The organism is Novosphingobium sp. FG90 (genome assembly GCF_057808725.1).
In genome coordinates, this window is record NZ_JBMDIO010000101.1 from 1 (window position 1) to 1402 (window position 1402).

Here is a 1402-nt window from a genome sequence, read left to right on the forward strand (position 1 = left end):
CGAAAGAAGAGCGTTCGGGGAGAAGCCGGGTCATCATCGCGCTCCTCTTGCTCCAGCTTCTCGGCGTTGTCGGCATCATCGCTGCGTTGGCGTTGAATGGCGCCTTCGCTCCATCAAAGGCGGCCAGCCTCGCAGCGGGCAGGGAAGCGGCCGCCTATCTGGATGGGGCGGGAACATAGGGTGGCTGACAGAGGACCAACCGAATCTCAGGAATTGCACCAGATCAAGCAACTCGTGCGCGTGGCGGCCGATGCTCTGACCTTGGCGCAAACCCTTTTGGCTGATCGGATAGAACAGGAAAAAACTGCGGCGCGTCAGAGAAGAAAGCGTCCTCTGGAGGTGCAGCCTTCAGAGGATGTCCTGGCCAATATCCGGAACATCGCGACCGCCTTCGAAGAGCAACTCACGCATCCCGACCGGAAATTCTCGGAATGCTGGCGCGATCTGGTCAAGACGCGCATTCATCACCGCATCCATCGCGCCGGACGGCCGGGTGCCGCCATCCTGCTGCGAATGATCGAGGAACCCGACGTGTTCGTGGATCAGAAGGTTCTCGCTTCGTCGGCGGGCGTTGCGTCGAAATCCCCCAATGTCATCAAGGTCTATGTCTGCCATCTGCGCAACGGGCTGGAGGATCATGGGCTTCCGGCCGACCTCATCGAGACCGGGACACGCAGCTACCGGCTGCGCGCCCACGCCATCCCCAAAATCATGGAACTGGTGACGAGGCCATGAGCGAGGTTTTTCGGGCAGTCAGAGCAGCGGGCCATAGTGCCGGCTTCTGCCTGTCCTGTCGGACTGGAACAGCATAGCGCCTATGCTTCGGATCATCCAGGAAATCGAGGCCGATGGCAAACCTCCGGCCCTGATTGATCCGGTCTCGGTCCGGACAGGCGTCGAGCGAGCACAGATCGAAACGGCACTGGCCGTCGAGTTGCATGGGTCGTTCGGAAAAGCAGCCCGCGCGCTCAATATGCTGCCCAAGACCGTCAACAAGCGCGTGCGGGATCTCGAATTCCAACTGGGATGCCCAGTGTTCGAACGGCAAAGGCGTCGGCTGGTGCCTACGCCCGCTGGCCGCGTATTCCTTCGGCATACCGCAGAGATTCTCCAGGACTTCCATCAACTCGTGGGAGCGGTGCGACGCATCGCAGATGGCAAGGCTGGCCAGATCGCCATCGGCTATCATGGCTCCGTCGCGAACGGGGATTTGCATCGATTGTTATTTGCCGCCGATCCGGCCTATCCGGATATTCAGCATCTCCCCGTCGAACTGTCGCACGATCGGTTGTTCGAGACATTGGCGAGCGGGCGGATCGATCTGGCCATCGTTCGCGGAAATCCCGCCAATTTTCAGGGACTGAGCGCCCCGCTTTGGACGGAACGGATTATTCTGTGCCTG

General features: G+C 60.4%; 2 protein-coding genes. Both read left to right on the forward strand.

What is annotated here, in order from left to right:
* Positions 1 to 213 precede the first annotated feature (213 nt).
* On the forward strand, positions 214 to 735 hold the full coding sequence (locus tag ACODRZ_RS26690; protein WP_087574340.1) for a hypothetical protein: 522 nt from the start codon (positions 214 to 216) through the stop codon (positions 733 to 735).
* Positions 736 to 817: 82 nt separating this feature from the next.
* Positions 818 to 1402: LysR family transcriptional regulator (locus ACODRZ_RS26695; RefSeq protein ID WP_488973185.1), on the forward strand; the 585-nt coding region annotated here is incomplete at its 3' end.